The organism is Microvirga arsenatis (assembly GCF_009910705.1).
GTDB lineage: Bacteria > Pseudomonadota > Alphaproteobacteria > Rhizobiales > Beijerinckiaceae > Microvirga > Microvirga arsenatis.
Window position 1 is genome coordinate 1 of sequence record NZ_JAAAXJ010000040.1, and the last position, 8,779, is coordinate 8,779.

The following is an 8,779-nucleotide window of genomic DNA, read 5'->3' on the forward strand; positions in this document are numbered from 1 at the left end:
GCGTAAAACATTGGTAGTCTCGGTCATAGGCGTATCGCTCTTCTCGAAGAGGTTCTGGCAAGGCTTGTCACCCGCCTCGGTACGCCGCCTTTCTCAAACCGTCATCACCTAGATTCCGCCATAGCTCCAGCGGATCTCGCTCGGAGCGCTGATCATTGCGCTTGGGCTCCTGGTCGATGATGCGATGATCGCGGTCGAAATGATGGTGGCGCGGCTTGAGGCAGGCGACACGCTGCAGAAAGCAGCAACCGCCGTCTACACCTCGACAGCCTTCCCGATGCTCACCGGAACGCTCGTGACCGTTGCAGGCTTCATTCCCATCGGCTTGAACAACAGCAGCGCCGGCGAGTTCACGTTTACGCTGTTCGTGGTGATCGCAGTCTCGCTGTTGATCTCCTGGATCGTCGCGGTGCTGTTTGCACCTCTGCTCGGGGTCACGTTCCTGCCGAAAGTCATCGGCAAGCACCACGACAGGCCGAGCCGCCTCGGGGCGGTCCTGTCCCGGGTTCTGCTGGCGGCAATGCGGTGGCGCTGGGTGACTATTGGCATCACCCTGGCCTTGTTCCTGGCATCGTTGTACGGGATGCGGTTCGTCGAGCAGCAGTTCTTCCCGTCGTCGGACCGCCCAGAACTCGTCGTGGACCTCACCCTGCCGCAGAACGCCTCGATTGCCGAGACGCGGGCGCAGATGGACCGGTTCGAGGCGAAACTGGTCGGCGATCCGGACATCGAACACTGGTCATCCCATGTCGGCCGCGGCGCCGTGCGCTTCGTGCTAGCCTTCGACGTCCAGCCGGCGGCCCCTAATACGGGTCAGATCATCATCGTCACGAAAAGCCTGGAAGCACGCGAGCGGGTGAGGGGGCGGCTACAGGAGATCGCCCGCCGGGAGTTCGTCGGCACGGATGTGCAGGTCAACCTGCTGCCGCTCGGGCCGCCGGCAGGGCGGCCGGTGCAATACCGCGTCAGCGGACCGGATATCCATCAGGTACGGGAACTCGCCCAGGGATTGGCGGCAGTAATCGGAGAACACCCGCTCGTGACCGACATCAGCTATGACTGGAACGAGCCAGCCCGGGTCGTGAAGGTTGATGTGCTCCAGGATAAGGCGCGCCAACTCGGGATCAGCTCGGAGGATATCGCCTCGGCCCTGAACAGCGTTGTCGGAGGGACCACTATCACGCAAGTGCGCGATGGGATCTATCTTGTTGACGTAGTCGCGCGGGCAGGGCAGGCGGAGCGGGGCTCCATCGAGACCCTACAGAACCTGCAGCTGCCAGGCCGCAACGGGCAGTCGGTTCCCCTCGCGGCGGTTGCCACCTTCCGCTACGAACTCGAACAGCCGGTCGTGTGGCGCCGCAGTCGGGTGCCGACGATCACGGTCAAGGCCGGCATTCTGGGGGGCACCCAGCCTGCAACTGTGATGCAGCAACTTGAGCCTCGGGTCGAGCAGTTCCGTGCGGCCGCGCCGGTTGGTCACGCCATCGAGGTTGCCGGCCCGGTTGAGGAGAGCGCCAAGGCGCAGGGTCCCATTGCGGCGGTGGTCCCGCTGATGCTGTTCGTCATGGCGACCATCCTGATGATCCAGCTCCAGAGCTTCCAGCGGCTGTTCTTGGTGATCGCGGTTGCACCGCTCGGGTTGATCGGGGTGGTGGCTGCCCTTGTTCCCAGCGGTGCCCCGCTTGGGTTTGTGGCGATCCTGGGCGTGCTCGCGCTGATTGGCATCCTGATCCGCAACTCCGTAATCCTGATCGTGCAGATCGAAGACTTGCGGCGGGAAGGATGGGATGCATGGGCTGCGGTGGTCGAGGCTACCAAGCACCGCACGCGGCCGATCCTGCTGACGGCGGCGGCGGCGAGCCTGGCGCTGATCCCAATCTCGCGTGAAGTGTTCTGGGGCCCGATGGCTTATGCCATGATGGGCGGGATCATCGTGGGCACGGTGTTGACCCTCCTGTTCCTGCCGGCGCTCTACGTAGCGTGGTTCCGCATTGAGGCTCCCTCCCGATCCGGGGCGGAGCCGGCATCGGCCGCGGCGGCCCACGAGGCGGCGTAAGCCGTAGTGACCGATTGGACGATGCTTGTACGGCCCTGTGCTCCCTCCACGCAGGCCGCACGAGCATCGGGCCCTGGCTGCGGAAGCCGGGGCCCATCACCAGCCCCCATCACAGGTGACAGGGATGCACCATGCTCAGCAATCATCCTCACCCGGGTAACCGGCGACACCTCGATCTCCGGAGTGTAAATCAGCATCCAATTCGGGCTCTGACGCACATTTGGTGGTGATCGAACTCATTCCGCTCCGATGACGCGCGCTTGGAGTAGATCGAGCTTTCCTCGTCCGTACATTTGTCGTTTCACGAGCTTGAGTTTGGTGATCTGCCCTTCGGTTTGACCATTGGACCATGGAGATGTGATCGCGGCGCTCACGGCCGCCCTGTCCTTGACGATGCCGTTGGCGAAAGGCGCGACCAAGCTCGATCGGGCCTGCTCCAGCCATGGCTCAAGATCGACGAGAGACTTCTTGCGGATCATGGCCTGGAAGGCGGCGACGATTCCCCGCGCATCAACCAACTGGGGCACGCCGCCCTCAATCGCGGCGACCAGGATGGTTTCGGATTTGGAGAGCTTGTCGCGGCCGACAGTCATAAGACGCGCTATGGTCCGCGCCGAGGGTGCCCGGTTCAAGGCACCGCCATCGACCTTGTCTGCCTTCCGGCGGCGCGTGGCCCATTCGGTGACAACGCGAAGACTACCACGGAATCCCTGAGCTTTGAGTCGTCGCCATAGCTCGGCACCGTTCTGCCGTCCGGCCGACCACTGGGCGTCGAGCCATGGCAGATGCAGTTCAAGCGAGCTCTCGCGGACACGGAAGATATCCGAGCGTTGACCGCGCAGCACGCGACGGACCAAGCCGCGGCTGTTTCCAGTCCGGCGCACGATCTCCTTGATCGTCACTCCGGCCTCGGTCAGTTCGAGAATGGCGGCATTGGTGTCCTCTCGGCGCAGATATCCCTCATATTGGATCCGCTCAGCGGCGGTGAGCAGGTGTGGATTGATCGTGGCTGCGCCGATCGCGGCTCTGATCTGGCGCATGGATCTACGCACGGCGTCTAGGAATGCGCGACTGGCGTTCTCCATCAAATGCCAGCGATCCGCCACTTGGATCGCCTTCGGGAGTGCCCGGGCAGCCGCCGTTGCGTAGCCGCCGCCACGGTCTCGGGCGACTACACCGATCTGAGGCTGGTCTGTGAGCCAGGCCTGAGCCGTTGCCGGCTCCCGATCAGGCAGCAATGCTATGGTCTTGCGTCGCTCAAGGTCGCAGATGATGGTTCCATAGCGCTGGTTGCGCCGCCACGCCCAGTCGTCGATCCCGATCACAGTCGGCGGAACGAAGCGTGGGCTGCCTCGCCGCCGCACGGCGCGCAGCAGGGTATCGTTGCTCACCGGCAGCATCAGTCTCCGGGCAAAGCTCGCTGCCGGCCGCCCGCCCAGAACAAGTCCTAGATGATGGACGATATCATCCAGCCGGGCGGTTCGCCGCGCCCACGGCGCCAGGACGTTGTCGTTAAAGCGTTCAGCGAAGATGCGCCTGCCGCACAACACTGCATCACAGTGGAACCGGCGCACCAGGACGACCAGCCAAACAGGCTTGCCCGCCAAGGGAAGATCCGCCAAACGCCGCCGATACCGACTATGAATCCGTTCCGATCTCATTCCGCAGCCCGGACAGGCACTCGCCATGCTCAGAGGACGGATAGTAATGAGCGTCGCGTCAGACTCATTGCTGGCAGCATCAACAACAAAGCCGCGAGGAACAAGGCTCGACGGTCGGAGGGCCTGGCCCATGGCGTTGATTCCTTCTGTGAAACCAATGCCACCCCTCGTCACAATGCCATCAAAACTGAGTCAGAGCCCAATTCGGACCCTGGAGCCAACTGCCGAGAAACACATGATGTTGCGAGCGAATTTGGTGCGTCGGCGGGGTCATCAACGGCGCCGCTCGTGACCCCACCGGATTTCCGTTTTGTATTGCTGAACCAAGACGTTGCCCTACCCTTAGAAAGGGCTAAAGCTTTGGTGCCGACTTACAACCGCAATCATTTCTGCCATGATGTGCCCTCCTCGCCTGCGCGCCATCAAAAGAAGAGGCGGCCAGAAAGCATAGCTTCTTCCGGATCTCCAAGTTGAGAAGGGAAAAGGCCACGACATGGTTCTATTAAAAGGGGCTCATTGTGCAACGCAGGGAGGCACGATGATCAGCAGCAGCTGCGGGCAAGGATCGGCACGACGGTGCCTGGCAGGATCCGGGCACCCGCTCGCTTTATTGTCATAAGGCGACAGCGGACGGCCTGGAAAACGGCATTGCAGGAATGCCGCGGGCATAAGCAATATAGTTGTTTTCTAGTTGGCAACCCACAGTATCCTTGCCGAGAGGGCAGCCGGTGGGCTGGTTCTTCGGGGGCGGTTCAAATAAGGTTGCGGGGAACAGCAGGCAGCAAAAGGAGTTACGTTGGGACAGGCCAAGGTAAGGGCAAAGCGCACCGGGCGCCCGTCGCTGGTGGAGGCCGAGCGACTGACGGAGCACATCGTCGAGGTCGCCGCCCGCTTTTTCCTCGAGCAGGGCTTTGATGCCACCAGCATCGATCAGATCGCCGCCGCGGCGAAGATCTCCAAGCGCACCCTCTATGCCCGCTTTCCCACAAAGGCGGACCTATTTGAGGCGGTGATCGTCACCGCTTATGAAGCAAGCATCCGATCCATGGAAAAGGCGGAGAGGAAGGCCGGCACGACCCAAGACCGGCTGTATGCCCTCTCCCTGTCGCTGTGGGCGGACCTGTCAACGGCCGAGTCCATCGCGCGGGATCGGCTGGTGATCGCCGAGGCGGTTCGCTTCCCGCATATGGCGCAGATCATGAACAATGCCGGCGTCCAACGGGCCGCCCAGATCGTCGAACACATTCTCCTCGACGGGATTGCCGCTGGGGAAATCCGTCAACTTGATGCGCGCTTTGCCGCCGAGCAGTTCTTCAACGCCGTCTTGTTGGGCGCGAGGCAGCGGGTATTGATCGGGCTTGAGCCGCCTGAACTGACCTATATTCGCAAGAGACAGCTCCAGCGATCGGTGGAGTTGTTCCTGCATGGCTGTGGTTCTGGGAAGGCCTGATCGGGCGCGGCGCCTCATCTCAGGTTTGAGCAGATCGCAATATCTCCATTGCCACCCTGTGCAGCCGGTGAGGCCAGCAACCCGCACCGCTGCCATTGCCGCCCCAACCGATGCACGGCATGCACCTGGCTTCACGATCCGAGAGGTTTGACGCCATCTGCATTAACACGCTTTGAAACCGCCATACCTTATGCTTAAAGATACATCAGCGTATTATTCTGCCACAAAAAAGCCCTGCCGTGCGGGACGGCAGGGCAAGGGTCTCTTCTCGCCTGCTCGGAGGTTGTGTGACCGAACGGACCAGCAGGACTTACCCTGCAAACCCGCATCAGGTCAAGCCGTCGACGCGAGGGGGTTCATCCAAAATTAAATAGTACGTCTTAGGATCATTAAATGACGCATGTGGCTGATTTGCCATAGCCTGGCGATGCGACTCGGCTTATCTCTGCGTCGGTCCACATTGCTGAAAGGAACAATCATGAGCAAAGGACTCAAAACTCTCCTCGTCGGCCTGGCTGCCACCACGGCTCTTGCAACGGCTGCTCAGGCAGCCGACCTGCCGGTTCGCTCCGCGCCTCCGGCTCCAATCGTGGCGGCTGTTCCGGTCTTCACCTGGACCGGCTTCTATGTTGGTGTGAACGCTGGCTATGGCTGGAACACCAATGACGATGACGTGGTGATCCCGGGCGTCGGCACTTTCGAGGCTGATGACGAAGGCGGCTTCGTCGGCGGCGGCCAGATCGGCTACAACTACCAGATCGGCTCGTTCGTGCTCGGCGCTGAGGCCGACATTCAGTATGCTGACATCGGCGGCGACAGCGACTTCGACGGAATCTTCAACGGCGACGACGACGATGACGACAGCTGGTTCGGTACGGTGCGTGCCCGCGCCGGTGTAGCCTTCGATCGCGCTCTGATCTACGCCACCGGCGGTCTGGCCTATGGCGAGATCCGCAACGGCTTCAGCAGCTCGGACGACGTGAGCGTCGGGTGGACCATTGGTGGTGGTGTCGAGTATGCCTTCACCAACAACCTGACCGCCAGAGTCGAAGGCCTGTACGTCAACCTCGAGCAGGACGATGACGACCTGCCTGCCGTTCCGGGCGTCAGCGACGAGACCGAGTTCGGTGTGGTGCGCGCCGGCCTGAACTACAAGTTCGGCTCGTACTAAGCCACCTCCATTCCAGACCACGCAATGCCCGGTTTCCCCATCGGGCGTTGCGCCACATTCCGACCGTCTGCCGGCCAGGACTGTCCCATGCGCTGCTACTTTCACCTTGTGAATGATCAGGAGCACCTTGTCGATCAAGATGGCATTGCGGTAACCGGCCTCGCGATGGCGTTTTCCGAAGACCTTAGGGTAATTGAGGATGTGCGCCAGGAGGATCTCACCCTCAATGCTGATTGGAGCGGCTGGGGGCATGTCACGTCAACCTGATAAGGTTGGCGATTAGCTCCGCCTTATTGAGACGGCTTGGGTGATCTTGAACTGTGCGAGAGCCTTGGCTGGCTATCCAGCCCTATCCATGATCGCCGGTCTTTCAACTGCACCCAAGCCGTCTCAGTAGTGCGGGTGGAGGGCCAGCGCTGGGCGATCGAGGTTGCATTCGAGACTGCCAAAACGGTGCTGGGGCTGACGCACAACGAGACTCGCTCGTGGCACGGCTGGCACCGGCATGTGTCTCTGGTGATGCTGGCCTTTGCCATGATGGCGGTGGTGCGCCAGCGCGCCAACAGGCTCACCTCACCCCAAAAACAAACGAAGCAGCCAGGTTTCAGCGCTGGTGCGATGGTCTGTCCAGGAAATCCACCGCGTGGCCACACGTCTCCAGCAACGCCGGATCGAGCCTGCCTTCGTAATTGCCTAGTCTGCCTGGCGACGAGCCCATCAGGCCATGGCGCAGACCTCACATCGCAAACGAAGGGTGCAACTCACATGGGAATTGATCCGTCAAGATGCTGGTTCATCGAAACACCGATCAGATCTCCGGCTGGTGTTTGACATCCAAGGTCTGAGCCCGTTGCATGATCTGGCCCGTGTCCAGCGCCAGCTCCAACTCACATGCGGTCGCTGCTCGCACGCAGCCGCACCATAATCCCGCTTGCAGCGGGCGAGGGCTCAGGCGACGGGACCCTTCTGTAGTGCGGCACTGAACGCCATGTTGCACATCGGTCCGTCCACCTGGATCCGCCGGATCTGATCAGGGTCCGGCGAAGCAAATCCACCCGTGCCGTGCCTTACGCAGGCCTCATCACAGCCCCCTCGATGATCACTCCGGCGGTCGCATACTTCCACAGCGCGATCAGCAGCTTGCGGGCCAGCGCCACGATCATCGGTTTCCTCAGGCGCCCGCCGTTGCGCCGGACCCGCTCCTGGAACCACAGGCTCAGCGCCGCGGCCGGCTGATGGCGCAGCCACAACCAGGCGAGCTGGATCATGGTGGTGCGCAGGCGCGGGTTGCCGGCTTTCGATACGCCTTGCTCGCGATCCACCGATCCGCTCTTCCAGGGCGTCGGGGCCAGGCCCGCATAGGCGGCCACCTGCCGGCGATTGGCGAAGGTGCGGAACAAGCCCTCCGACCACAGAACAGCGGCGGCTTCCTGTCCGATGCCTTTCAGGGGAAGCAGCCGCGCTGGCAGCGCGGCGCCGGCCATCTCTTCGGCACAGGCGAGCAGGTGATCCCGCTCGGCTTCGACTGCCTTGATCTGCTCCAGAAGGAGTTCAAGCCGATCGAGTTCGCGGCTGATCTGGGCCTTGAGATACGGCGGCAGCGGCCGGCCGTCGCCGGTCATGAGCGCGTCGAGCCTTGTTCTGCGGTCGCGGTGCAGGGGCTCATAGGTGCCGATCCCCTGCGCGAACAGCAGTCCCTTGATGCGGTTGACATGCTGGACCCGCTCGGCGGTGAGCGTCTTGCGCTCGCGGCTGATGCGGCGCCGGTCCTTCGCCTCAGGGGTCGGCGCCCGAACCATGGCACACACCCGCGGCTCCCCGCGCTTGTAGGCCAGCAGCGTGCGCACCAGGGCCTCGCCGTCTATCTTGTCGGTCTTGGCCCGTCGGCAGCGGCGGGAGACCGCAATCGAGGCGGGATCGACCACATGGCTCTCGATCCCTTCGCTTTCCAGCACGCGATGGATCCAGAACCCGTCCAGACCCGCCTCCTGGATGACGATGATCGGAAACATCTGGCCGGTGCGAGCGCGCGCTTTCTCCTGCAACTGGGTAAACCGCGTCAGCAGGCCGGCCACATCGCCGCCCCGCACGCTGTGCTTGGACATCGTCTCGCCGGCCCCGGGCGACAGGGAGGTCAGGAGCCAGACGGAGCGACTGAGTTCCATTGAGACGAAGATTGCGCCAAGATCAGTGCGGATAGCGGTTTGCTCAAATCGGGGCTCGACGGACATCGGTTGGTCTCCAGCGTGAGTGGATACAGCACCCTCATTCTGCCAGAGAGCGGACCGCTATCCACCCGCATAGGATCTGTAACGGATCCGTCGCAAACGGTTTGTTTCAGAGTTTCAGCTACTGGGTGGAGGTCTCAGTGGCGGAGGAATAAGTGTTCAAGGGCAGGCATTTTGATCGATCCGTAATCCTGCTCTGCGTGCGCTGGTATC

5 protein-coding genes and 2 pseudogenes are annotated in these 8,779 nt (G+C 62.2%); 5 read left to right on the forward strand and 2 right to left on the reverse strand.

Annotation, left to right across the window (positions count from 1 at the left end; all coding sequences use genetic code 11):
* Window positions 1-124: 124 nt before the first annotated feature.
* A pseudogene (locus GR303_RS23765) lies at window positions 125-2,056 on the forward strand (efflux RND transporter permease subunit); the annotation flags it as partial.
* A gap of 236 nt (window positions 2,057-2,292) precedes the next feature.
* Here GR303_RS23765 and GR303_RS23770 read toward each other — a convergent pair.
* Entirely contained in the window at window positions 2,293-3,849 is a 1,557-nt protein-coding gene (locus tag GR303_RS23770) for an ISL3 family transposase (protein ID WP_161726882.1), read from the reverse strand.
* 664 nt (window positions 3,850-4,513) lie between these two features.
* Here GR303_RS23770 and GR303_RS23775 point away from each other — a divergent pair.
* The 4 genes and pseudogenes from GR303_RS23775 to GR303_RS25620 form a co-directional block, all read left to right on the forward strand.
* Window positions 4,514-5,167 carry a TetR/AcrR family transcriptional regulator gene (locus GR303_RS23775; RefSeq protein WP_161726884.1) on the forward strand — a complete coding sequence of 218 codons (654 nt, stop codon included), beginning with the start codon at window positions 4,514-4,516 and terminating at the stop codon, window positions 5,165-5,167.
* 478 nt (window positions 5,168-5,645) lie between these two features.
* Window positions 5,646-6,338 carry an outer membrane protein gene (locus GR303_RS23780; RefSeq protein ID WP_161726886.1) on the forward strand — a complete coding sequence of 231 codons (693 nt, stop codon included), beginning with the start codon at window positions 5,646-5,648 and terminating at the stop codon, window positions 6,336-6,338.
* 87 nt (window positions 6,339-6,425) lie between these two features.
* A complete protein-coding gene (locus GR303_RS23785) occupies window positions 6,426-6,605 on the forward strand; it encodes a hypothetical protein (protein WP_161726888.1) in 180 nt (59 codons plus the stop codon).
* Window positions 6,606-6,734: 129 nt separating this feature from the next.
* Window positions 6,735-7,027, forward strand: a pseudogene (locus GR303_RS25620) (hypothetical protein); the annotation flags it as partial.
* A gap of 378 nt (window positions 7,028-7,405) precedes the next feature.
* Here the strand turns inward: GR303_RS25620 and GR303_RS23795 are convergent.
* Window positions 7,406-8,569, reverse strand: a complete 1,164-nt coding sequence (locus tag GR303_RS23795; protein WP_161726889.1) for an IS110 family RNA-guided transposase — start codon at window positions 8,567-8,569, stop codon at window positions 7,406-7,408.
* Window positions 8,570-8,779: the final 210 nt, after the last annotated feature.